This window comes from Aquirufa sp. ROCK2-A2, assembly GCF_054558485.1.
In genome coordinates this window covers 141320-165278 of sequence record NZ_JBPXKA010000006.1, presented here as the reverse complement: position 1 = coordinate 165278, position 23959 = coordinate 141320, and the positions used below count along the sequence as shown (strand labels likewise).

At 36.1% G+C, this 23959-nt stretch carries 17 protein-coding genes; 12 read left to right on the top strand and 5 right to left on the bottom strand.

The window, feature by feature from the left end; translation table 11 throughout:
* The first annotated feature begins 299 nt into the window (after positions 1-299).
* Entirely contained in the window at positions 300-2528 is a 2229-nt protein-coding gene (gene purL, locus V7S76_RS09530) for a phosphoribosylformylglycinamidine synthase subunit PurL (protein WP_459509867.1), read from the top strand.
* Positions 2529-2534: 6 nt separating this feature from the next.
* A complete protein-coding gene (truA, locus tag V7S76_RS09525) occupies positions 2535-3290 on the top strand; it encodes a tRNA pseudouridine(38-40) synthase TruA (protein WP_459509866.1) in 756 nt (251 codons plus the stop codon).
* Here truA and radA read toward each other — a convergent pair.
* Entirely contained in the window at positions 3265-4644 is a 1380-nt protein-coding gene (radA, locus tag V7S76_RS09520) for a DNA repair protein RadA (RefSeq protein ID WP_459509865.1), read from the bottom strand. The genes truA and radA overlap by 26 nt on opposite strands.
* Positions 4645-4750: 106 nt before the next feature.
* Between radA and V7S76_RS09515 the strand changes: the two genes are divergently transcribed.
* The 5 genes from V7S76_RS09515 to V7S76_RS09495 all read left to right on the top strand — a co-directional run bounded on the left by V7S76_RS09515 (position 4751) and on the right by V7S76_RS09495 (position 11946).
* Positions 4751-5428, top strand: coding sequence for an outer membrane beta-barrel protein (locus tag V7S76_RS09515; RefSeq protein ID WP_459509863.1), 678 nt, complete (start codon positions 4751-4753; stop codon positions 5426-5428).
* Positions 5429-5450: 22 nt separating this feature from the next.
* A complete protein-coding gene (gene pheS / locus V7S76_RS09510; protein ID WP_459509862.1) occupies positions 5451-6476 on the top strand; it encodes a phenylalanine--tRNA ligase subunit alpha in 1026 nt (341 codons plus the stop codon).
* A 72-nt stretch (positions 6477-6548) separates the two neighbouring features.
* Positions 6549-9521, top strand: a complete 2973-nt coding sequence (locus tag V7S76_RS09505) for a glycosyltransferase family 117 protein (protein WP_459509860.1) — start codon at positions 6549-6551, stop codon at positions 9519-9521.
* A gap of 14 nt (positions 9522-9535) precedes the next feature.
* The gene (locus V7S76_RS09500) at positions 9536-10648 is read left to right on the top strand and encodes a DUF6786 family protein (protein ID WP_459509859.1); all 1113 of its coding nucleotides are present in this window, start codon (positions 9536-9538) and stop codon (positions 10646-10648) included.
* A complete protein-coding gene (locus V7S76_RS09495; protein WP_459509858.1) occupies positions 10648-11946 on the top strand; it encodes a gluconate:H+ symporter in 1299 nt (432 codons plus the stop codon). Before V7S76_RS09500 ends, V7S76_RS09495 begins: the two co-directional genes overlap by 1 nt.
* A gap of 41 nt (positions 11947-11987) precedes the next feature.
* Here the strand turns inward: V7S76_RS09495 and dnaJ are convergent, their stop codons facing one another.
* A complete protein-coding gene (gene dnaJ, locus V7S76_RS09490; protein ID WP_459509857.1) occupies positions 11988-13151 on the bottom strand; it encodes a molecular chaperone DnaJ in 1164 nt (387 codons plus the stop codon).
* A 7-nt stretch (positions 13152-13158) separates the two neighbouring features.
* Positions 13159-13686, bottom strand: coding sequence for a nucleotide exchange factor GrpE (locus V7S76_RS09485; RefSeq protein ID WP_459509856.1), 528 nt, complete (start codon positions 13684-13686; stop codon positions 13159-13161).
* 118 nt (positions 13687-13804) lie between these two features.
* Between V7S76_RS09485 and queG the strand changes: the two genes are divergently transcribed.
* On the top strand, positions 13805-14728 hold the full coding sequence (gene queG / locus V7S76_RS09480) for a tRNA epoxyqueuosine(34) reductase QueG (protein ID WP_459509855.1): 924 nt from the start codon (positions 13805-13807) through the stop codon (positions 14726-14728).
* 49 nt (positions 14729-14777) lie between these two features.
* Here the strand turns inward: queG and V7S76_RS09475 are convergent, their stop codons facing one another.
* Complete coding sequence (locus V7S76_RS09475) at positions 14778-15806, bottom strand: GntR family transcriptional regulator (RefSeq protein ID WP_459509854.1); 1029 nt, start codon at positions 15804-15806, stop codon at positions 14778-14780.
* A gap of 176 nt (positions 15807-15982) precedes the next feature.
* On the opposite strand from V7S76_RS09475, the gene V7S76_RS09470 reads away from it, so the two are divergent.
* Genes V7S76_RS09470 through V7S76_RS09460 form a run of 3 tightly spaced genes read left to right on the top strand, consistent with a single transcriptional unit; the run spans position 15983 to position 21604 of the window.
* Positions 15983-20080, top strand: coding sequence for a hybrid sensor histidine kinase/response regulator transcription factor (locus tag V7S76_RS09470; protein WP_459509853.1), 4098 nt, complete (start codon positions 15983-15985; stop codon positions 20078-20080).
* Positions 20081-20085: 5 nt separating this feature from the next.
* Positions 20086-21084 (top strand): zinc dependent phospholipase C family protein, encoded by a 999-nt coding sequence (locus V7S76_RS09465; RefSeq protein ID WP_459509852.1) that lies wholly within the window; start codon positions 20086-20088, stop codon positions 21082-21084.
* A 4-nt stretch (positions 21085-21088) separates the two neighbouring features.
* Positions 21089-21604: a metallophosphoesterase family protein gene (locus V7S76_RS09460; protein ID WP_459509851.1), complete on the top strand. Its 516-nt coding sequence runs from the start codon at positions 21089-21091 to the stop codon at positions 21602-21604.
* 503 nt (positions 21605-22107) lie between these two features.
* Here the strand turns inward: V7S76_RS09460 and mnmA are convergent.
* Positions 22108-23229 (bottom strand): tRNA 2-thiouridine(34) synthase MnmA, encoded by a 1122-nt coding sequence (gene mnmA / locus V7S76_RS09455; protein ID WP_459509850.1) that lies wholly within the window; start codon positions 23227-23229, stop codon positions 22108-22110.
* Positions 23230-23359: 130 nt separating this feature from the next.
* Between mnmA and V7S76_RS09450 the strand changes: the two genes are divergently transcribed.
* Positions 23360-23950 carry a beta/alpha barrel domain-containing protein gene (locus V7S76_RS09450; RefSeq protein ID WP_459509849.1) on the top strand — a complete coding sequence of 197 codons (591 nt, stop codon included), beginning with the start codon at positions 23360-23362 and terminating at the stop codon, positions 23948-23950.
* Positions 23951-23959: the final 9 nt, after the last annotated feature.

Sequence of the window (23959 nt, the reverse complement as noted above, 5' to 3'; positions counted from 1 at the left end):
TGCGATTGACAACTTCTTTGCGAAGTTCTTCCGAAAAGATCAGCTGAACTCTAAATGATGTTTTTTTCATGTTTCTTCTTGTTTAAAAAGAAGAAAGATGTGTCAACTTTTTTCAGGCACCGTCAGTAAAAGGTAATAGGTAAAAGGTAAAAGGTAAAAGGCAATAGGTAATAGGTAATAGGATCTTCTTTTTTCTCTTTCCTCTTTTCTCTTAGCGTTCTTCTCTTTTCCCTCTTCTTTTATTACCTTTGTCCTTTCATGCTTTTTGCATTCATTGTCGTTCAAATAAATATTTTTTTGTGGAATCTATCGAAAGTTTACCAACCCTTGACACAGCCAAAAAATTAGGATTATTACCAGAAGAGTATGATAAAATTCAAGAAATTTTAGGTCGTAAGCCTAATTTTACTGAGTTATCTATTTTTTCTGTCATGTGGTCTGAGCATTGTAGTTATAAAAACTCTATAGTTTGGCTGAAAACTCTTCCTAAAGATTCTCCTAGAATGTTGGCGAAAGCCGGTGAGGAAAATGCTGGATTAGTTGATTTAGGGGATGGATTAGGTTGTGCTTTTAAAATTGAATCGCATAATCACCCATCTGCTTTGGAACCTTATCAGGGAGCGTCAACGGGTGTAGGTGGTATCAATCGAGATATTTTTACCATGGGTGCTCGTCCCATTGCACAATTAAATTCCCTTCGTTTTGGAAATATTGAATTGGCCAAAACAAAATGGTTGGTCAAAGGTGTCGTTAAAGGAATTGGCGATTATGGTAATGCTTTTGGTATTCCTACTGTTGGAGGTGAGGTTTTCTTTGACGATTGTTATAATACAAATCCTTTAGTTAACGCATTTTCTGCGGGTATTTTAAAAGTAGGAACACAAGCTTCTGCTATTTCATATGGAGTTGGAAATCCAGTATTTATCGTTGGATCCGCAACGGGCAAGGATGGTATCGGGGGTGCAAGTTTTGCCTCAGAAGATATTACATCCAAATCCTCTGAAAAATTACCGGCAGTTCAAGTAGGAGACCCTTTCCAAGAAAAATTATTGTTGGAAGCTACTTTGGAAATTATTGATACAGGTTGTGTCATTGGTATCCAAGATATGGGTGCTGCTGGAATTATTTGTTCCACTTCCGAAATGTCAGCAAAAGGTGAACACGGAATGATCATCGATCTTTCTAAAGTACCTACTCGTCAAGCCAATATGAAACCTTTTGAGATTTTATTATCCGAATCTCAAGAACGTATGTTAATAGTGGTTGAAAAAGGCAAAGAGGCTATCGCTAAGTCTATTTTTGATAAATGGGATTTGAATTGTGAGCAAATTGGGGTAGTAACGGATTCAAAACGTCTTGAATTTTATCAAGATGGTCAATTAGTGGCTGATGTTCCTGCAGATGATTTAGTGTTAGGTGGTGGTGCTCCAGTTTATCACCGTGAATACAAAGAGCCAGCATATTTTCAAGAGTTTAAGAAATTTGATATTCAATCGGTTACTGATGTTTCTAGTGCTGAATTACCTAAGGTAGTTGATTTCTTAATGCATCACCCTAATATTGTTTCTAAAAAATGGGTGGCAGAACAATATGATTCATCGATTGGTCGTGCCAATCGAAATACCAATGCACCTTCTGATGCCGCTGTGGTGAAGGTACATGGTTCCAATAAATCCATCGTGATTACGGTAGATTGTAATTCAAGATACGTAAATGCTGATCCTGAAGAAGGATGTGCTATGGCAGTGGCTGAGGCGGCTAGAAATATTGTTTGCTCTGGCGGTGTTCCTGTTGCCATTACCAATTGCCTGAATTTTGGAAATCCATATGTACCGGAAGTATATTGGCAGTTTGTAGGTGCGATCAAAGGGATGAAAAAAGCTTGTGAAGCATTTGAAACTCCAGTAACGGGTGGTAACGTAAGTTTTTATAACCAATCTTCCGATGAAGGTCCAGTTTTTCCAACACCAACCATTGGAATGTTAGGAATTTTGGAAAAAGCAGAAAATAAAATGACTCTTGATTTTAAAAACGAAGGTGATTTGATTTATCTAGTGGGTGAAAGTGTGCAAGATATCGCGTCTTCGGAATATTTGTATTCCTATCGTCAAGTGAAAGCATCACCAGCACCTCATTTCGATTTGCCAACTGAACAAAAAGTTCAAAAAGGAATTGCTAGTTTGATTGATCAACATTTAATTCAATCGGCTCATGATTTATCAGATGGGGGATTAATGGTAGCTTTGATCGAATCCGCCTTCCCTAAAAAATTAGGTTTTGATGTTCAGTCGGATTCAGATTTCCGTCAAGATGCGTTTTGGTTCGGTGAAGCACAAAGTAGAGTGCTTGTGTCGGTTAGTCCTTCCGACAAAACAGCATTTGAAGCATTGTTGAATAATCATTCAGTTGCTTATTCTTCTTTGGGTACGGTGAAAGGAACTGATTTTGTAGCGGATGGCCAAGTAATTTCAAGTGTTGATAAGGCATCTAGTTCGTATTTTACAGCTTTGGAAAAAGCTTTAGTATAAATTCTTATGAGCCGTTATCTGTTACAATTTGCATACGATGGCGGCTCATTTCACGGATTTCAAATCCAACCTAATGCGGTTACAGTTCAATCTGAACTGGAACGTTACCTAAGTCTTTTATTACGCCAAAAAATAGAGGTAGTGGGTAGCTCACGTACCGACGCCGGCGTTCATGCCCATGTTCAATTTGCACATTTTGATTTTGACGGTAAAGTGAAATCAGATTTGGTGTATCGCTTGAACCGGATGTTACCAGCTACATTGTCTGTACAAGGTGTTTTTTTGGTTGCGGATGATTTTTATGCCCGTTTTGCAGCACTTTCACGAACATATGAATACCGCATTTATACCAAGAAAAATCCATTTTTATCCCAATCAGCTTATTGGTTTGAAGTAGATTTGGATGTAGAAGCGATGAATGATGCCGCCAAATTATTGTTGAATCACACCGATTTTCAATGTTTCTCCAAGGTAAAAACAGAAGTTTATACGTTTGATTGTACTATTTATAAAGCCATTTGGGAACAAAGAGGGGAGGAATTGATTTTCACCATTCAAGGAAACCGTTTTTTACGTGGGATGGTTAGGGCCATCGTTGGGACTCTATTGGAAATTGGTTTGGGAAAATGGACCCAAGAAAATTTACAAGAAATTTTAAATTCAAAAGATCGTAAAATGGCGGGAAGAGCCGTACCTGCCCATGGATTACATTTGATGGAAGTAGAGTTTCCGGATTCTACTTTCTCCGCCAAATGTTCATAATCACATCCAATAAAGTGGCTGCTGATTGGACTTTAATCTCTTTTGGTTTATAATTCACCCCTTTTAGATTGTATTTACTGATCCATATTTCTTTAAAACCCAACTTTTCTGCTTCCGCTATTCGTTGATCTATTCGTGTAACAGATCGTAATTCACCTCCTAAGCCAACTTCGGCAGCAAAGCAAATGGAACTGTCAATCACTTTGTCTTCATAAGAGGATACAATGGATAGACAAGTAGCTAAATCCAATGCGGGATCATCCACTCGAATACCACCTGTGATATTGACAAAAACATCTTGTGTACCTAATTTATACCCACCCCGTTTTTCCAAAACCGCTAAAAGCATATTTAATCGCTTTGCATCGTAACCTGTTGCGGTTCGTTGCGATGTTCCATAAGTTGAATTGGTTACCAAAGATTGTATTTCAACCAATAAAGGTCTATTTCCTTCCAATAAAGTGCCGATGGCTATTCCCGATGATGCTTCATCTCTTTGAGAAAGTAAAATTTCGGATGGATTGGTTACAGGCCTTAATCCGGTTCCAAGCATTTCATAAATGCCTAATTCGGAAGTACTTCCAAATCTATTTTTGGTTGTACGTAAAATTCGATAAATCAAATGGCGGTCACCTTCAAATTGTAAAACCGTATCTACTAAATGTTCCAACACTTTAGGACCTGCAATGGATCCTTCTTTGGTGATATGTCCCACTAGGAATATGGGAGTTCCGCTTTCTTTGGCAAAACGCATCAATTCCACAGCACATTCTCTCACTTGTGATACACTTCCAGGTCCCGATTCAATTTTGTCTGAAAAAAGTGTTTGAATGGAATCAATGATGACCAAATCAGGTTCTAACTCAACTAAATGCTTGAAAATTTGTTGGGTATTTGTTTCCGTTAATAAATACAAAGATTCGGATTTGGTTCCTAATCGGTCGGCACGTAATTTGATTTGTTGTTCTGATTCTTCACCCGTTACATAAAGAATTTTTGAGCCTCTTAATGCCAATGCGACTTGGAGTAATAAGGTAGACTTTCCAATTCCCGGTTCTCCACCAATAAGTACCAAGCTTCCGGGTACAATTCCACCACCCAAAACACGATTAAATTCAGAATCTTGACAAAGAATTTTAGGATGATTTTCGAAATTGATTTCTTCCAATAATTTTGGTTTGGAACTTGACTTAACACCCGATTTTGTTTTCCAAATTTCAGCTGGATGCGTAGAAACTTCAATTAATTCTTCGACAAATGTATTCCATTCACCACATGAAGGGCATTTTCCTAACCACTTAGGGGCAGAATGTCCACAAGATTGACAAAAAAAGGAAGTTTTAGCTTTAGCCATTAGTAAAATTTAGAGCTCAAAATTACGCTTTGATTTGGTTTTTTCTTTTTTTTCGCTTGAAAAAGGATAATTTTACAAGCTAATTCATAAATGAACAAAAATTTAGATGAAAAATAAATTATTTCATTCCCTTTTCTTACTAATCTTCCTTGGATTTGGATTTAATTTGAAAGCACAATTCAAAGGCGTAAAAGCTGTTACAGATGAATTTTTTAGAGTCGGCATTAAAGGAGGGGTTAATTTATCCAGCTTAAATACTTCTTTATTAATTAATGGTCTAAATCAGTTTTATGTTGAGAATGCTAAAAATCAGATTGGCTACGTGGGAGGAGCCTATGCTCGAATAGGACGAGGATTTTTCATTGAACCTGAGGTTTTGATTTCTGCCAAAGGTGGAAATTTCAATGTGCTCAATTCTATTACGGGAGATAAGAAAATGGTAGATATCAGTTATACCAATATTGATGTACCCTTGTTATTAGGTATAAAAATGGGCCATTTGCATTTTTTAGGTGGCCCTGTAGCATCTTACCAATTATCAGCTGATGAATCGATTGATGCTGGTTTAAGTAATTACTTAGGTGGATCCATTGTTAATGGATTATCAAAATCCCAAATATCTTATCAGGTAGGAGCAGGTTTAGATTTATTGGGTTTGACTTTGGATGTCAAATACGAAGGAAGTTTGACTGATATCGCAAAAGATATTAAAGTGCCAACGGGTGTGACATTGTCGCAAAAACCTAGTTTGGTTCAAGTTACATTAGGAATTAAAATTTTATAATTGGGGATTTTCCCATGAGAGTATGAAGGAACAAATAGTAAACATTCAAGCGGAAGTTGAAGCTTTTGTCATTTCAAATGAAGCTGATTTAGAGTCATTTAGGATTCAATTTGTAGGTCGAAAAGGAAGCTTATCTAGTCTTTTTGATGGTTTAAAAAATGTAGCTGCCGAAGACAGGAGAGATGTAGGTCAGGCTTTAAATGCCTTGAAAAATTTGGCAGAAGCGAAGTTTACTTCTTTTCAAGAGCAGTTCGCTGCCAATCAGATTAATTACCATATTCCTTCTGATTTAACCATCTCAGGGCCTATTTCTCAAGGAACTCTTCATCCTTTAACCATTGTACGAGCGCGTATTTTAGAGATATTCAATCGCATGGGTTTTTCGGTTTCCGATGGACCTGAAATTGAAACGGATTTCTATAATTTTACGGCCTTGAACTTTCCACCCAATCACCCTGCTAGAGAAATGCAGGATACTTTTTTTATTGAAAAAGGACAAGGAGAAATTCAAGATGATGTTTTGTTACGTACACATACTTCCAATGTGCAAATCCGTTTAATGCAACATTCGAAACCCCCTATCCGAAGCATTATGCCAGGCCGTGTTTACCGAAATGAAGCCATTTCAGCGCGTGCGCACTGTTTGTTTCATCAAGTGGAAGGTTTGTATGTGGATAAGAAAGTCAGTTTTAAGGATTTAAAAGACTCTTTGTACCATTTTTCCAAAGAAATGTTTGGCAAAGATACCAAAGTGCGTTTCAGACCTTCTTATTTTCCTTTTACGGAGCCTAGTGCCGAAATGGATATCACTTGCTTGATTTGCAAAGGGGATGGATGTAACGTTTGTAAGCATACGGGTTGGGTAGAAATTGCAGGTTCAGGTATGGTGGATCCCAATGTGTTGGAAAATGTGGGCATTGATTCAAAAGAATACAATGGCTTTGCTTTTGGGATGGGAATTGAACGTATCACCATGCTGAAATACCAAATAAAAGATCTTCGTTTGTTTACGGAAAATGACGTTCGATTTTTAAAACAATTCAATTAACTTTTATTAACACAAAGAAGTCGGCTAATTTATAGCTAATAAATATCTTTGCATCTTATTAAAATAACCTATATGCAGAATTTCAAACAAATGAACAACCTCGTTGGTTGGATTGTTTTTCTTATTTCCTTAGTCACTTATACATTAACGGTTGAACCTACGGCTTCTTTTTGGGATTGTAGCGAATTCATCGCTTGTTCGTATAAATTACAAGTTCCACACCCTCCAGGGGCACCTTTGTTTCTTTTGCTAGGGCGTGTATTTTCACTTTTATCTTTGGGTGATGTGACTAAAGTGGCGTATTGGGTAAATATGCTTTCTGTTGTTACCAGTGCTTTCACCATCTTATTTTTACATTGGACAATTGTTATGATTGGTCGTAAAGTGATCAATAAGCCTTTTGATGAATTATCAAAAGAACAAAGTTTTACCTTGTTATTGTCAGGTGCGATTGGTGCATTGGTTTATGCTTTTTCGGATACTTTCTGGTTTTCTGCTGTTGAGGCAGAGGTATATGCCATGTCATCTTTTTTTACGGCAATTGTAGTTTGGGCTGCTTTCCGTTGGGAATTGGTTGAAAATAGGGCAGAAGCTAATCGTTGGATTTTATTTATTGCTTATTTGATTGGTTTATCGATTGGTGTCCATTTATTGAATTTGGTTACTTTACCAGCTTTGGCATTATTGTATTATTTCAAAAGAGAAAAAAAACCCACTTATAAAGGTGGATTTTTTGCCATGTTCATTGGCTTGGTCATCTTAGCGATTATTAACTCAGGTATTATTCCTGGTTTTCCTTCATTGGCATTTAAATTTGAATTGTTCTTTGTTAATTCAATGGGCTTTAGTTACGGAAGTGGTGCTATATTCTTTTTATTGGTATTAATTGGAGCCATTATTTTTGGAATTCGATATTCGATCAAAAAAGGAAATGAAATTCTTAATGTAGCCATGTTTTCATTGGTATTTTTGTTGATTGGATATTCTACTTATACCGTCGCTTTGGTGCGTTCAGGCTATAATCCACCTATCAATGAAAACGATCCAAGTAATATTTTGAATTTCTTGAAATATTTAAAAAGAGAGCAATATGGTGAGCGTTCATTGCTTTATGGTCCCGTTTATACAGCTGAAATCGAAGAATTCAAACAAGGCGAACCTGTCTATAAAATGAAGGATGGAAAATATGAGGTATATACTCATAAGCCAGAATACGTATATCAAAAGGATCAACAAATGTTGTTTCCTCGTGTTTACAGTAATTCCCCGCAGCACGTAGCTTTGTATCAAGAAATGTTAGGGATTCCTCCTGGACAAAAACCGAGTTTTGGAGATAATTTACGATTCTTGTTTACACATCAAATGGGACACATGTACATGCGCTATTTGTTGTGGAATTTTATCGGTAGAGAAAGTGATTTCCAAGATGCATGGGCCATAAATACTTTTGAAGATACCTCTAATTTACCGGATGCGATTGCCACCAATAAAGCGAGAAATAATTATTTCTTCTTACCTATTTTATTGGTATTGTTAGGCTTCTATTTGTTATACAACAAAAATGAAAAAGATTTCTTAGTAACCATTTTAATGTTTTTATTAACGGGTTTAGCTTTAGTGGTTTACTTGAATTCACCACCTGTTGAACCGCGTGAAAGGGATTATATTTATGTGGGTTCCTTTTACTTTATGGCAATTTGGGCAGGATTGGGAGTTTTCCAATTGGCAGAATGGTTAAGTAAATTTGTGAAAAACGGATCGGTGAAATGGGCTTTATTAGTCGTTTTAGGTTTTTCTGCCCCAGCTATTTTGGCTCAACAAAATTGGGATGATCATGATAGAAGTGGTCGTTATCACCAAATTGACTTCGCTAAAAACTTATTAAATAGTTGTGCTCCCAACGCTATTTTGTTTACTGGCGGAGACAATGATACTTTCCCTTTGTGGTATTTACAAGAAGTAGAAGGTTTTAGAACAGATGTTCGTGTATGTAATTTGTCACTTTTAGGGACCGATTGGTACATTGATCAAATGAAACGTAAAACCTATTTGTCTGAAGCACTTCCAATTAAATTGAATAAAGAGTTGTTTTTAGAAGGAGTGAATGATCAAATCATGTTTAACGGAAATGATGCGATCAAAGCCATGTCTTTACCTGATTATTTGGAATTGGTTCGTGCCAATGATTCTAGAATTCAAGCTCAAACTCAAGCGGGAGAAAGTATTAATACCTTTCCATCGGATTCCTTGGTATTGCCGATTAATCCTTCTCAAATTGCGAGCAGTAAATGGTTTCCACAGGAATTTGTACCTTTTTTATCGGATCGTTTAGGTTGGAAGTTACCAGCCAAAAATATCTTCAAAGGTGAATTGATACAACTGGAAATCATTTCAAACAATGCTTTGGACGGTTGGAAACGTCCGATCTATTTTGCATCTACTTTACCCAATGATCAATATTTGGGTATGAAAGAAAGTATGCAATTGGAAGGTTATGCTTATCGTTTAATGCCTTTCAAAATTGTTGGAGCCAAAGATGGTTTTGTGAATTCTAAAATCATGGCGGATAATTTCTTGAATAAAATGTATTGGAGAGGCTTAGATGATGAAAATATCTATTACCATGGCGATTTCTATTTAGGTATTCCAAGTGTCACCGCGCGTTTAAATACCTATCGTTTAGCAGATCAATTGATCAGAGAAGGAAATGTTCCATTGGCCAAAAAAGTAATGGATCGCATTGATAAAGTTATGCCAAATAAAGTAATTCCTTACGATCAATTCTCTGCAAGTATGGTGGGTCTGTATTTGGCGATTAATGACGAAAAGAAAGCCTTAGAGATGGCCAATATCATGGTCAAAAGGGATTCGAAAGCTTGCGACTATTATTTCTCTGCCGGTATTCGTTCGCATGAAAGAGATATTCAATTGGCTTTATATGAAATGAATGTGATTGTTTCAAGTTTAAAAGAATCGAAAGTTGATCCAAGTAAATACAAAGAATTAGAATCTTTATTTGAAAAGCAAATCAGTAAAACCAATTAGCAAAAGCTAAAAAGATGTTTTCAGAAGACTATCAATTATTGAAAAATAACCCGAGCACCGTTCTATTAGAGGATGGTGCTCGTTTGGTTTTACTTTCTGGCGATTATCAAGGAAGGGTAATGACCAGCTCATCTGATGGGATGAATGGGTTTAGTTATGGTTGGATCAACCATGATTTGATTAAATCGGGTGAAAAAACACCGCACATGAATGCCTATGGGGGAGAGGAACGTTTTTGGTTAGGTCCTGAAGGTGGACAATTCAGCGTGTATTTTGAACCCAATACGACCTTTGATTTTGAAAATTGGCAAACCCCGAGTATCATCGATTCTGAAAATTTCCCTTTAATTCATTCCAATTCAACAAGTGCCAATTTTACGAAAGAGTTTAAAATAACAAATTATTCTGGCACCGTATTTAAGGCTAAAATCGACCGGAAAATATCTTTATTGTCCACTTCAGAAGTTCATCAACATCTGAGTTTATTTTCTGCTAATCTTCAATGGGTAGCTTATCAAAGTGAAAATATATTAACGAACATAGGATTACAAGATTGGTCAAAAAAGTCGGGTTTATTGTCCATATGGTTATTAGGAATGCTCAATGCTTCCGATCAAAATACCATCATTATTCCTTATCAAAAAGGCAAAGAATCCTTTATCAATGATGCCTATTTTGGTAAAGTACCTGCGGACCGTTTAATTATGAAAGATGGATTACTGTATTTTAAAGCAGATGCGAAACATCGTGGAAAAATAGGAATTGCACCAGAAGCTGTGATACCTAGAGCGGCATCCTTTGATGCTGAAAACGGCATCTTTACCATTTTGGAATTTGACTATGCGGGTGATTTAGACTATGTTAATTCCATGTGGGAATTACAACAAGAGCCTTTCAAAGGGGACGTGTTGAATGCCTACAATGATGGCAAGAATGATTTGGGTACTCAGATGGGTAATTTTTACGAATTGGAAAGTTCTTCTCCAGCCAAAGAGTTAAAAGTTCAGGAATCGATTCATCATGTACAACGAACGTATCATTTCAAAGGCTCTTTTGAGGAATTGAATGTGTTAGCTATCCAATTGTTGGGAGCGGATTTGTCGATCATCGCTAATCTATTCAACTGATGTTAATTTTCATCACCATTCTAGCTATTCTCTTCTTGATTTTAGCTTTGAGTTATTTTAAAATACCGCCTTTTGCCGCGTTCATTGGAGTTAGTATTTTAGCAGGAGTCGCTTTCGGACTATCTTCTGTCGACTTATTTAAAGCGATCCAAGAAGGTATTTCGAGTACCATGGGTTCTATTGCAGCTATTTTAGCTTTTGGATCTATTTTAGGAAAGTGGATAGGACTTAGTGGTGCGGCCCAGAAAGTAACCCATAGTTTAGTGAATTTTTCAGGTCCTAAATATGCTAGAATAGCTTTTATGGTGGCTGGATTTTTAGTAGGATTACCTTTGTTCTATTCAGTGGCTTTTATGTTGTTGGCACCATTGGTTATTACAGCCTCCAATCGATTGAAACAGCCCGCGACATTTTTAGCCATTCCGATGTTGGCTTCCTTGACGGTTACACAAGGTTATTTACCGCCGCATCCCGCTCCTTTGGCCATTATGCAAGAGTTTGGGGCAGATTTTGGTACAACCTTGTTTTATGGAATCATTATTGCAATCCCAGCTATTTTACTTTCTGGTTTGCTTTTTGGATTAAGCACCAAAAATATTTTAACTGTTCCTAATCAAGCCTTTGTCTATACAGAGGACAGCCATGAGAAAAATCCATTATCAGTTGGCTTGAGTTATTTATTGATTTTAATGCCCATTCTTTTATTGAGTTTTGGGTCGTTTTTTGCTTTTATTTCACCCATTATGGCCTCTTATTTGGCTAATCCTGTATATTCTTTATTTCTATCGGTTGTTTTTACTTGGCTTGTTTTAAAGTTAAAAGGGTTCCATTCAGATGAATTATTATCGAGCGGTACGGTGGCAATCAAAGATGTTGCTGGTATTATGTTAATTTTCGCAGGGGCAGGAGCATTGAAGCAAATTTTAGTGATAGGTGGTGTAAGTCAATTTATTGCGAACTCCCTGAATGAATCATCCATGAATATTTATCTATTGGGTTGGAGCATGGCTGCCATTATACGGGTTTGTGTGGGATCTTCTACAGTAGCAGGGATTACTGCTGCAGGATTTATGAAAGTTCTTTTAGTGAATTCTCATGCTGACCCAAATTTATTGGTATTGGCGCTGGGTGCTGGTAGTATGATGTTTTCCCATGTTAATGATACGGGATTTTGGTTGTTTAGAGAGTATTTCCAATTAGGGCTGAAAGATACCCTAAAATCATGGTCAACCATGGATACCTTGGTTTCAATTACGGGATTAATCGGTGTATTGGTTTTAGAATTTTTTATATCCTAATAAAAAAGTCCTTCGAATTCGAAGGACTTTTTTAATTCAATTTAACTAAACATATCTCTTACTTTATGGAAGAAACCTTTCTCCGATTTTCCTGGTTGAGGAGCGAAATTGGCAGAATGTCTAAGTTTTTCTAGTAATTCAATTTCTTCTTTGTTGACCGATTTGGGTGTCCAAATATTCACATGAACCAATTGGTCTCCTGTATGGTAACCGTTTAGTTCCTTGATTCCTTTACCTTTTAGGCGCAATATTTTTCCACTTTGCGTACCAGCTTCAATGGTAATTTTCGCTTTTCCTCCAATGGTTGGCACTTCGACAGATGTACCTAAGGCAGCATCAACAAAGCTGATGTATAAATCAAAAATGACATTATTTCCATCTCGGTGCAATAACTCGTCATCTTCTTCTTCAATCACAATGAGCAAATCACCAGCAATACCGCCTCTAGGAGGTACATTACCTTTTCCAGACATGGATAATTGCATGTCGTTGGACACTCCAGCTGGAATTTTAATTGGAATGATTTCTTCCTCTAGCATTCGTCCTTCTCCGAAACAAACATCACATTTAGCTCCTACGCTTTTACCTTCACCACTACAAGTAGGACAGGTAGAGGAAGTAACCATTTGACCTAACATGGTTTGTTGGACGCGTCTTACTTGACCCGAACCTTGACAAGTTCCACATGTTTTCAGATCAGTTCCATTCTTAGAACCATTTCCTGAACAGGTTTTACATGCCACATGGCGTTTTACTTTGATTTTCTTTTCAACCCCGTTGGCGATTTCCTCCAGGTTTAATTTAAGTTTAATGCGCAAATCCGTCCCTTTTCTTTGTCTTCTTCCACCCCCAGAACGACCTCCACCACCAAACATATTACCAAAAGGACTATCATCACCAAAAATATCTCCAAAGTTTGAGAAGATATCCTCCATACTCATGTTTTGTCCACCAAATCCTCCACCACCTGCAGCGCCACCCATTCCTGCATGACCGAAACGGTCATATTGTGCTTTTTTCTGAGAATTGCTTAACACCTCGTAAGCTTCTGCTGCTTCCTTGAACTTGTCTTCAGCACCTTTATCATCTGGATTTTTATCTGGATGGTATTTAATGGCCATTTTTCGATAGGCCTTCTTGATTTCATCTTCAGATGCCGACTTTGATACTCCTAATACTTCGTAATAATCCCTTTTTTGAGCCATTTTAATATTAATTACCTACCACCACTTTTGCATAGCGGATTACTTTTTCATTTAGTTTATATCCTTTTTCGATTACTTCGATTACTCGACCTTTTTCTGCTTCTGTTGGTGCTTGGAATTGCGTAATGCAATCATGTAAATCTGCATCAAAAACTTCTCCCTTGGCTTGTAATTCTTTTAAACCTTTAGCTTGAAGAGTAGAAGCAATCTGCGAGAATATCAATTGAATTCCTTCTGAAATTTCACCTTCTGGAGCATTGGCTAATGCACGTTCGTAATTATCTAATGCTGGTAATAAATCTTTGATCAGACCTTCCGAAGCCGTTTGAATCAAATCGATTTTCTCTTTGGCCGTTCTTTTTCTAAAATTCTCAAAATCAGAATATAAACGAAGGTATTTTTCCTTCATTTCTGCTAATTCATCTACGGGTGTTTCAGTTTCAACTTCCGCTGTATTTTCAGTGGATTCTTCGGACTGGATGGATTCTTTTAGAACTTCTTCTTCACTATTATTCGAATTTTCTTTCTTTTTCATAAGGCAAAATTAATAAGGCTTTGTTGTAACACAAATTCAGAGCCAAAAACTATTTTCTGACAGTTTGACATAAACTATTAAATTTACATTTTATTAATTTGTCAGAATAGCCATAAAAATGACTCCCATCCAAATTTCACAGACTATTAAACAGCGAGCCATGGAAAATGGTTTTGCTTTTTGTGGAATTTCAAAAGCGGAATTTTTAGCCTCGGAAGCTCCTCGATTGGAAAAATGGTTAAATGCGAATATGCATGGTGAAATGGCATACATGGCTAATCACTTTGATAAACGTTTAGATCCACGACTATTGGTCGAGGGTTGTCAGACTGTCATTTCTTTGGTGTATAATTATTACCCAGATCCTTCTCATTTACCCTTATCAGATAGTTTTAAGGTTTCTAAATATGCATTTGGGGAAGATTATCACAGAGTAGTTAAGGATAAAATGCAAGTCTTATGGGATCAATTACAAGAAGAATTAGGCGAATTTACGGGAAGGATGTTTGTTGATTCGGCCCCCATTTTAGAAAAAGCTTGGGCACAGAAATCAGGATTGGGCTGGATTGGAAAAAATGCTAATTTAATAATACCCCAAAAGGGTAGTTTTTATTTTATATCTGAATTATTAATCGATTTGAATGTTGAACCAGACGGTCCGATTAAAGACTTTTGTGGAACTTGCACGCGGTGCATTGATGCTTGTCCAACAGATGCCATCACTCCATATCAAGTTGATGGATCCAAATGCATTAGTTATTTTACCATAGAGCTTAAGGAAAACATGCCCATAGATATTCAGTCGAATTTTAAGGATTGGATTTTTGGTTGTGATATTTGCCAAGATGTTTGTCCATGGAATCGTTTTTCAGTACCTCATGTAGAGAAAAGATTTGAACCTCATCAGCGTTTTTTGGATTTAAGCTCAGATGATTGGGAAAATTTATCGGAGGAATTATTTAAAGACTTATTTCAATATTCTGCTATTAAAAGAACAAAGTTGGCTGGCATTCGGCGGAATATTAAAAAAGTTAGGGGCTAGAAAAAAAAACGAGCCACGAAAATCGCGGCTCGTTTAGGCAAATTAAACCCTAAAGTGATTTTCTTATAATAAACTCTAAATTTATTTCTTGATGTGTTTTGGCATTATCTAAAATAATGGAAGCCACCATTTCACCTATTTTATTGGATTGATTGGATAAAACGCTTATTCCTCCATTCAAAATTTCTTTTAAAGGCGAGTCGTTGAAGGCGATTAATCCAACATCTTTTCCGATTTCAAACTGGTTTTTTTCCGCATATTTGATGGCTTGAACGAGATCTTCGTCTTGCAAGGTGAAATATAATTCACCGCATCGGAAGTCATCTTCATCCAAACCATCTAATACTTGGAATTCCATAGTTATGGATTCGCAGAATTCTCTGCAAGCAGTGATTAAATTCGCATCGAAGTAATCTACTTCGCTGAGAACTAAATTAAAACCACTGTACTTTTTAAACAGGTTTAGTTGAGGTAATAAAATTTTTTGTAATTCAGACTTATTTTTATAAACAATGCTGGAATGATTGTTTTGTAAATTTTTGAATGTTGAATCGATTAAGATTAAACGATCTCCTGCAATTTTTTTCAGGGCTTTGGTAGTTTCTTCATCTTCCTCAATCATATGAGGAGTAATCACATAATAATGATAATTACCTAACTGCTGATTGATGATTTCTTTGAAGTTTTTTGTTTTGTATTGATAAGCAAAAATATCTATTGTTGCATTTTTACCTATTATTTCAGTTAATGAATTGAAAATTTGAGTATTTGATTCGGTGATTTTCCCAACTAAAAATAAAATTTTTGATTTTACATGTAGGGTGGAATCGGAAATAAAGTAACCTTTTCTGAAAATAGAAGTGATAACCCCCATTTTGTGTAATTCTGTGTAAGCTCTTTCAACGGTGTCTCTCGACAAATAACATTCTTCCGATGCTTCATTGATCGAAGGTAGACGCTCGCCAGGTTTTAAATCTCCCATTTCAATGTCCTGCAACAAGGATTTAATTAATTGCTGATATTTTGGCAACTTGTTATCGGGAGATTTTACGTTAAGAGAATTAAATGACTTAATCATTATTTTCTACGGAGAATATTTAGTAAACTTTGAATATTGAGTCAAATTTACTATGCTACACTTTGCTAACCTTGGATAAATCTTTCATTTGTTTGGATATTTATTGCAATGCCATTGACTTGAAAAATATGTCCAATTAAATTTTTAAATTTAAGTTCTCATATTAGTCTAAACATATGCTGGAACATTTTCTTCGGAAATCTTTATTAATCTTTCTTTTATTAGGCAGTCGCGAATTTTTAGCACAAAATGGTATGCGTTTTGAAAGATTAAGCTCCGCGTCTGGTTTGTCACAAAACACCATCCACAAAATCATTCAGGATAAAAATGGCTTCCTTTGGTTTGCCACCTCGGATGGGTTAAATCGGTATGATGGTTATTCCTTTGAGGTCTATCGGAACAATCCAAGCGATATCACCTCACTAAGTGATAGCGATGTTTTTAGTGTAACAGAAGATGAAGTAGGGGATTTATGGGTTGGGACACGTTCTTCTGGACTTAACAAAATAGAAATAAAAACAGGGAAGGTCATTCGAATCTTAAAAGGAGCGAACAACGAAGATATTTCGAACATTACGATTCCATCTATTTTAAATTTAGGCAATCATCGTATCTGTGTGGCGGCTCAGGGTTATGGTTTATTGGTTTTTGATATTCGAACCAACAAAATGATTGAAGCAGAATCAGATACCAAAACTCCCCTAATCAAACAAGTTGTTCGTTTATTTAAACATTCCAAAGGCTCCATTTGGATTGGTACACAGAATGGTCAATTAATCTCAAAAACAGGTAATCGTTCCTATATTCCTTTTCATTTTGGTCAAAACAATATTGGTTTGAATTTTCGGGTTAGAGTTATATATGAAACCTCCAATGGCGATATTTTAGTGGGTACTGAAGGTCGAGGGTTGTTTCGTTTTGATATTCAAAATCAGTCATTTACCAGCGTTTTTTACAATACCCGGAAAGCAAGTTCCCGCGAAAATAATGTCACAAGTATCATCAAGGATGCTAATAATAATCTTTGGATTGGAACCGATAATGGTATTTACATTTTAGAAAAAGAGAATTTCAGTAAATACAAATATATACCCTCCAATCCTGATCCTGATTTAGGTATTAGTGCTTATGCTGTGACTAGCTTATTTATGGATTCTAATTCGAATGTTTGGATAGGTACGTGGGAGGCGGGTTTAAATATCAATTTTAGTCAAAAACCACGTTTTTCTTTGTTAAGGTATAAGCCCAATACCATTCAAGGACTGCTTAGTAATAAAGTGACTGCATTAAGTACCACTGATGATAGTGGCGTTTGGGTGGGTAGCAATGTGGGTTTATCCTATTTTACTTTCAAGACGGGTAAGATTGAGCACGTCATCAACAATTCAGACATCAATAAGTTAAATTCTATCAGTGATTTTGATGTGAAATTATTATATCCCGGTGAAAATGGTGGTGTTTGGGCAGCTATTTGGCAAAAGGGTTTAATTGAGTTTACTCGTTCTCATCAGTTAAAGACCTATCCCTACAAATTAGATTCCTACGCCGCTAATTTAACTGCTTTAGCCAAACAGGGCAATCGCTTTTTATTAGGTACCTCAGGCATGGGGGTGATCGGATTCGATTTATTGAGTAAAAAATACAATATGCCCTATAAGGCCTTAGGTCCAAAATTATTTCAAAACATTGGAATTGATCATATTTTGGTTACCAATGATGACAAAATTTGGATAGGGACGCAAATCTCTGGAATCTATATTTATGACATCCCCACAGGGAAAATTGAACATCTAGTCAAAAATAATTTATTCAATAGTTTACGATATAATCATGTTACCTCTATTTTTCAAGATAAGAAAAATCGCATTTGGGTATTAACCAACGGAGGAGGATTGCATTTGTATTTGGGTGAAGGTAAAGGATTCAAAATTTTTACGGTTTCAGATGGTTTGGCAAGTAATACACTTCGCGGAATCAGAGAAGATAAACGTGGATTTTTATGGATAACCACCAACGGAGGTATTTCTAAAATGGATCCGAATACATTTAAATTTATTAATTTTGATGAATCTGATGGTTTACAAGGGAAAGAATTTTTAGTCAATGCGTTTGCGGGCAATACGAAAGATTGGTTGTTTTTTGGGGGTGTTAATGGTTTGAATTTTATCAAAGCCGACAGTCTTCGAATGAAATTGGATGTTCCACCTGTTATTTTAACCTCTCTTAAAATATTTAACAAACCCGTAAAAGCAGGAGAAAATAATTCTCCTTTGGTGGAAGATATTTTGTTTACCAAACATCTTTATTTACAACCCGAGCATTCCGTTTTTTCCATCGATTTTGTCGCATTGGAATACCAAAGGCCTAAAAATAATCGATATGCCTATTATTTAGAGGGACTAGAGGATGATTGGAATAATGTGGGTACACAAAGAACAGCTTCCTATACCAATTTGAATCCAGGGAATTATACCTTCAAAGTAAAAGCGACTAATTCAGATGGGGTTTGGTCAGAAAAACCTTTTGAATTGTTAATTACCGTTTTACCTCCTTGGTATGCTACTTGGTGGGCCTATGGATTGTATATCATCACTTTTGTTCTATTGATTGCTGGATTTTTACGTGAATTTCAAATTCGAGAAAAATTTAAAACGGATATCCGTTTGAAGGAAATTGAAAAAGAAAGAATCAAAGAATTAGAACAAGTTAAAACCCATTTTTTTACCAATATTTCCCATGAACTCAGAACTCCATTAACCTTAATCATTAGTCCGATTGAGAAATATTTTTTATCGAGTTCTTCCATCAATAAGGATCAAAAATCCAAGTTGCAATCCGTTTATCAAAATGCTCAAAAATTATTGCATCTGATTAATCAATTATTGGATTTGTCAAAAATTGAATCAGGCCAACAGCATCCCATCATCGCTAAAAATGATATCGTTATTCAAATGAATTCAATCATTTCCAGTTTTGAAAACTATGCACATCAAAAGCAAATAAAAATAAAATGGCTTGCGCCAAAAGGATCTTTATTGGTTTATTACGACTCCGATATTCTAGAAAAATGCATCAATAATTTATTGTCCAATGCTTTTAAACATACTCCGGAAGATGGTAAAATTGGGGTGAAAATGACCTTGATAAAGGAATTTAGTCAAGGCAAAGAAGTTGTTAAGAATATTTCCATTACGGTTCATGATACAGGTAAAGGCATTGCAGCATCTCATTTAGCTCATATTTTCGATCGCTTTTATCAAATTCCTGATTCTGCTCGAGTTGTAGGTACAGGTGTTGGATTGGCTTTATGCAAGGAATTAATTGAATTACATCAAGGATCAATAGAGGTTCAAAGTAAATTGGGTGAAGGTAGTAGCTTTACCATTTCTTTTCCCGTGCAAGCTTCCGATTTCTCAAATGATTGGATCAAGGAGGAAATGGCAAATGAGCCATCGGTCATAAAAAAGGAAGTTCGAAAGTCTACGAAGTCGGAAAATGATCTTAACATTGAAAAACAAATTGTCCTTATTGTGGATGATCATGAAGAAATGCGACATTTTATTACGGATATTTTTTCTAATAAATTCCAAGTAATTCAAGCGGAGCGAGGTGAAGAAGGTTTGGAAATGGCTTTGACTTATTTGCCTGATGTAGTGATTACGGATTGGATGATGCCTGGCATGAGTGGTGTGAATTTATGTCAAGCTTTGAGACAAAATCCTAAAACCAATCATATTCCCATTTTAATTTTAACTTCAAAAAGCACTCAAGAAAGTCAAATAGAAGGAATGCAAGCTGGTGCGGATGATTTTATTAGTAAACCATTTAATGCCGATATTCTTGAAATTCGTGTTAATAAACTGCTGGAAACGAAAGAAAGAATGCGGAAGAATTTGCAAAAACAAATCATTCAAAAGGAATTGTCTACGGGTAGTGCTCAAGTTTTTGAAGATTCTTTTTTGCAAAAAGCGACTCAAATTGTCGTAGAAAATATGGCTAATGCTGAGTTTGATGTGGAGGATTTGGAGAAAAGTTTAGATATGAGCAAAATGCAATTGTATCGAAAACTGAAAAATTTAACATCTTTCGCAGGAAATGAATTTATTCGTTCCGTCCGATTGCGCGAATCAAAAGTCTTATTGGAAAATTCTTCATTAAATATATCTGAAATTGCCTATCAAGTGGGCTTTAATGATCCTGCTTATTTTACAAGAGCATTTAAGAAACAATATGGCAAGTCGCCTAAGGAATATCAATCATTCACCAACCAATAATTTACATGAAAAATAATAAGCTTATCATCATCATAGGACTTTGTGTTATTACATTTATAAGTGCTTCATGGGGTTTTTTAGCTCATAAGACCTTGCAGCAAATATCCATTTACCAACTTCCTGATGAATTGGGAACTTTCTTTTATGCCAACCAAGATTATTTGGTTCAAAATTCTATTCGTCCTGATGTGCGTAGAAAGGATGATAAAACGGAAGATTGTAAACATTACCTCGATATGGACGCCCATGTTTTTGGACCCAATTATTTGACAGATATTCCACATGATTTTCAAGCTGCGATCAAAAAATATTCCATCGATAGTTTACGAAAGGAAGGTTTAGTTCCTTGGGAAGTTAATCGAGTGTATGGTCGTTTGGTCAATGCTTTTAAACACAATATGAAAGATTCAGTCTTGTTTTATGCGGCTGATTTAGGTCATTATGTAGCAGATGCTCATGTTCCATTGCATACAACGAAAAACCACGATGGACAATTGACAGGTCAAAAAGGCATGCACGTTTTATGGGAAAGTTTAGTGCCCGAAGAAGAATTGGTTTCTTATCAATTATATGTTCCCACTCAAGTAAGCTATATTAAAAATCCACAAGATTTTATTTTCCAAATTCTTCATGAATCACATGCCATGTTACCAGAAATGTTTCGAGTGGAAAAAGAAGTGACTGCTGAAATAGGGGAGGAAAATAAACATGAAATGGTGGAGAAATATGGCCGAAAAATGAAATATTATACCAAAGGATTTATTCGTGCTTATGGTAAAAAATTGGGACCTTCCATCCAACAAAGGATGTTGATTTCTTCGAATCGAGTGGCTTCTTTTTGGTATTCTGCTTGGAAAGATGCCGGTTCGCCTGATTGGGTTAAAAAAGATGAATCGCTAAAAGCAGTTATGGGTAATTATTCTTCTGAAAAGGAAATGTGGAAATCCAATCAATTGATCAAACAACAAAAATTGATTTCTTTACAAACCAAATCTGCCGAATAAGTTCATGCAAAAGATTTTGTTGATTTCGGATACGCATAGTTTTTTAGATGATCGATTGTTAGAACCCATTCAAAATTGTGATCAAATTTGGCATGCAGGAGATTGGGGATCGATTCAGTTAGTTGATAAATTAGTGGCATTCAATAAGCCTATCAGGGGTGTTCATGGAAATATTGATGATGGCATCATCCGCCGAATGTATCCTAAAATCCTTCGTTTCCGTTGTGAACAAGTTAAAGTAGTTATGACACATATTGGAGGTGCGCCTTCTTCTTACAAACCCGATGGCTTGGAAGCGATGTCTTTGGGATTACCTAACATATTTATTTGTGGGCATTCACATATTTTGCAAGTAAAACGCGATGCTAAGCGTCAAAATATGCTTTTCTTAAATCCTGGTGCCGCTGGCCAACACGGTTTTCATCCCATTCAAACGGCATTGCAGTTTAAAATTGATGGAGAAAGGGTGTTTGATATGGAGGTGATTAATATGGAAAGGGTAAAGGTTAAAAGTGTTTAGTTTTTAATTACTAATGCGAATTAAGAGTTAACATATTCATTAATATTTCAACATTCGATATCGCATTGCTATTTATTGGCTAATTTTTTTTCCATGGCATTTCTTTTTTTTAGAAAAAAAGAAACAAAAAAACTTAATTTCTGCCAGTGAATCCAAGACGAATCCGCAAGCGGCACGATTTTCACTACGCTTTCGGCTATTTTCTTTGACCCTGTCGCACATCGCCCATGCGCATTGTCAAAGCTCCGCCTCCCGCTTCGCTCAAATCTTTCGTCGGATTAACCGTTAGTATCGAGATATAATTCGCTGTAAGAACAAAGGTTTTTGTGATTACGAACAGTGGCTGTACGTAGTTGCTGACCCTGTCAAAGTATGGTTAATGAGCTTGCCGAAGGATCGAAGCTATGTTTATAATGATTTTTACAACAAGCAGCACGAAAAAAAATAATTAGAAGTTTTAACCCTTATTTCACATTATTAACTAATAACTAATACCTTTTCTATCATCGATCAAAAAAACTTCCTTTTTGGAAAGATTTCAAAATCCAACCACCACCAATGACGTCGTCGCCATCATAAAAAACCGCCGCTTGTCCAGGGGCAATGCCAGATACTTTGGCATCAAATTCTACACGAATTTTTTGATCTATTTGTTCAATGTGAGCCATGGTTCCCGCATCTTTGTATCGAACTTTGGTTAAAGATTCTAAACCACTTTCTGGAATCGATGCATATTTTTGAAGATTCAATTGTCCCACCCACATACCTGTTCGATCTAAATCTTCCATGACTCCAATAACAACCTCATTGGTTTCTTTTCTGATTTCAGTAACATAAGCAGGAAATCCAAATGCTTTTCCAAGTCCTTTTCTTTGTCCAACTGTATAAAATGGATATCCTTCATGTTTTCCAATGATTTTCCCTTCTTGGTCCACAAAATTTCCTCCTTTTACTTCATCCTCTAATTCTGGTAATCGACGTTTTAAAAATCCACGGTAATCATTATCAGGCACAAAACAGATTTCGTAGCTTTCAGCTTTGTTGACTAATTCAACAAATCCTCTTTCCATAGCCATTTCACGGATTTTCTGTTTGGTCAAATGTCCCAAGGGTAACATAGTTCTAGCCAAACTTTCTTGAGATACTCCCCAAAGAACATAACTTTGATCTTTCAATACATCTACACCTTTGGAAATAATGTATCGATTATTTTCTTGTCGGATTTGAGCATAATGTCCGGTAGCAATAAAATCACATCCCAATTGGTCAGCACGTTTTAATAAAGCATCCCATTTGATATGCGTGTTGCACATTACACAAGGGTTAGGCGTTCGACCTTCTACATATTCATTGGTAAAATAATCGATAACGGAATCGCCAAATTCTTCTCGAATATCCAATATATAATGGGGGAATCCCAGGGTAACAGCAATGTTTCTTGCATCATTGATGGAATCCAAAGAACAACAACCTGTTTCTTTTTTGGTGCCACCTGAACTCGCATAATCCCAAGTTTTCATGGTCATGCCAATTACTTCATATCCTTGTTCGTGTAATAAAACGGCTGCGACTGAGCTGTCTATTCCGCCGCTCATAGCGACCAATACTCTTCCTTTTTTTTCCATGTTTTGGTTCAGGTTCAAGGCCTGACTAAAAATTTTGTGCAAGTTAGGATTTATTTCTTCAAATGTCGAACAATCTTGGTAATTCGGGTCCTAAATGGTATTTTTACTTTTTCGATTTAGAATAAAACATATGCTTAAGACTCTTGTGAAAGTATCTGGAATAGAAAACCTCTCAGATGCTCGATATTGTGCCGGAATGGGTGTGGAATTTTTGGGTTTTCCATTGGCACAAATACCTTTTGAAAAATTTCAAGAAATACGTAATTGGATCACAGGTGTTGAAATTGTAGGAGAGTTTAGTGGTTCAAATACCGCAGAAATGATTGATTTGATTCGTCAATACCAACCTGATCGGATTGAAGTAGATTCCAAAGCCAATTTGATTGAATTGAAAAAATTAGACTTGCCCATTATTTTACGGGTAAATATTGACACGGATAATTTGCCTGCCTTATTTGCAGCAGCTGCTCCGTTTGTTAATTATTTTTTATTGGTTGGAAACGATAAAGATTCATTACTTGGTGCTGAATCACAAGTTGAAATTTGGGCAGCACAATATTCCATGTTAATTGGCCTAGATATTCCAGAAGAAGATTTAGATGAATGGGTCGATCAAAGTTCGATCAAAGGAATTGGTTTAAATTCAGGAAAAGAGGATAGACCTGGATTTAGAGATTTTACGGATTTAATGACTATCTTAGAAAAATTAGAAATCGATTAATTCGAACTA

What these genes read in the sequence shown, in the direction of transcription:
- V7S76_RS09460 (WP_459509851.1), top strand. Translation starts at nt 21,089, where the DNA reads ATGCAAAAGATTTTGTTGATTTCGGATACGCATAGTTTTTTAGATGAT.
- truA (WP_459509866.1), top strand. Translation starts at nt 2,535, where the DNA reads ATGAGCCGTTATCTGTTACAATTTGCATACGATGGCGGCTCATTTCAC.
- V7S76_RS09515 (WP_459509863.1), top strand. Translation starts at nt 4,751, where the DNA reads ATGAAAAATAAATTATTTCATTCCCTTTTCTTACTAATCTTCCTTGGA.
- V7S76_RS09485 (WP_459509856.1), bottom strand. Translation starts at nt 13,686, where the DNA reads ATGAAAAAGAAAGAAAATTCGAATAATAGTGAAGAAGAAGTTCTAAAA.
- V7S76_RS09465 (WP_459509852.1), top strand. Translation starts at nt 20,086, where the DNA reads ATGAAAAATAATAAGCTTATCATCATCATAGGACTTTGTGTTATTACA.
- V7S76_RS09500 (WP_459509859.1), top strand. Translation starts at nt 9,536, where the DNA reads ATGTTTTCAGAAGACTATCAATTATTGAAAAATAACCCGAGCACCGTT.
- V7S76_RS09495 (WP_459509858.1), top strand. Translation starts at nt 10,648, where the DNA reads ATGTTAATTTTCATCACCATTCTAGCTATTCTCTTCTTGATTTTAGCT.
- V7S76_RS09475 (WP_459509854.1), bottom strand. Translation starts at nt 15,806, where the DNA reads ATGATTAAGTCATTTAATTCTCTTAACGTAAAATCTCCCGATAACAAG.
- pheS (WP_459509862.1), top strand. Translation starts at nt 5,451, where the DNA reads ATGAAGGAACAAATAGTAAACATTCAAGCGGAAGTTGAAGCTTTTGTC.
- mnmA (WP_459509850.1), bottom strand. Translation starts at nt 23,229, where the DNA reads ATGGAAAAAAAAGGAAGAGTATTGGTCGCTATGAGCGGCGGAATAGAC.
- V7S76_RS09505 (WP_459509860.1), top strand. Translation starts at nt 6,549, where the DNA reads ATGCAGAATTTCAAACAAATGAACAACCTCGTTGGTTGGATTGTTTTT.
- V7S76_RS09470 (WP_459509853.1), top strand. Translation starts at nt 15,983, where the DNA reads ATGCTGGAACATTTTCTTCGGAAATCTTTATTAATCTTTCTTTTATTA.
- radA (WP_459509865.1), bottom strand. Translation starts at nt 4,644, where the DNA reads ATGGCTAAAGCTAAAACTTCCTTTTTTTGTCAATCTTGTGGACATTCT.
- V7S76_RS09450 (WP_459509849.1), top strand. Translation starts at nt 23,360, where the DNA reads ATGCTTAAGACTCTTGTGAAAGTATCTGGAATAGAAAACCTCTCAGAT.
- queG (WP_459509855.1), top strand. Translation starts at nt 13,805, where the DNA reads ATGACTCCCATCCAAATTTCACAGACTATTAAACAGCGAGCCATGGAA.
- dnaJ (WP_459509857.1), bottom strand. Translation starts at nt 13,151, where the DNA reads ATGGCTCAAAAAAGGGATTATTACGAAGTATTAGGAGTATCAAAGTCG.